Source organism: Methylobacterium sp. J-048, assembly GCF_022829515.1.
Taxonomy (GTDB): Bacteria; Pseudomonadota; Alphaproteobacteria; order Rhizobiales; family Beijerinckiaceae; genus Methylobacterium.
The window spans coordinates 1-299 of record NZ_JAKSYL010000245.1; the positions used below are offsets into that span (position 1 = coordinate 1).

Annotated in this window: 1 protein-coding gene; it reads right to left on the reverse strand. The window is 64.9% G+C overall.

Annotated elements, in window-relative coordinates; translation table 11 throughout:
* Positions 1-285 (reverse strand): hypothetical protein (locus MKL09_RS24865; RefSeq protein WP_244024693.1); only part of this gene is annotated, 285 nt, incomplete at its 3' end.
* Positions 286-299: the final 14 nt, after the last annotated feature.

Genomic DNA, 299 nt, shown 5'->3' on the forward strand with positions numbered 1-299 from the left:
TTCTCCAGCGTCCACACGGCGTGCGAGCTGCTTGCGGTACTCCAGCGCGTCCTCTTCCTGCGCGCTCAGCAGCACACTGGCTCGCGCGGCCGCCTGGGTACGTTCAGCCCACTCCGTGTAGCTGATCCGACGCGCATCGCGATCTGCTCTAAGGCGGGCGACATCCTCTTGGAGAAGTGCAGCACCACGGAGCCCGGACCCAGCTTGTTGCGGCCCTGGGGCGCCGGTCTGGCAAGCCCCTAGACCAATCGTGGTGAGAAGGATCGCGGCGATGTATCGTTTCATAAGCAGCCCCTCGT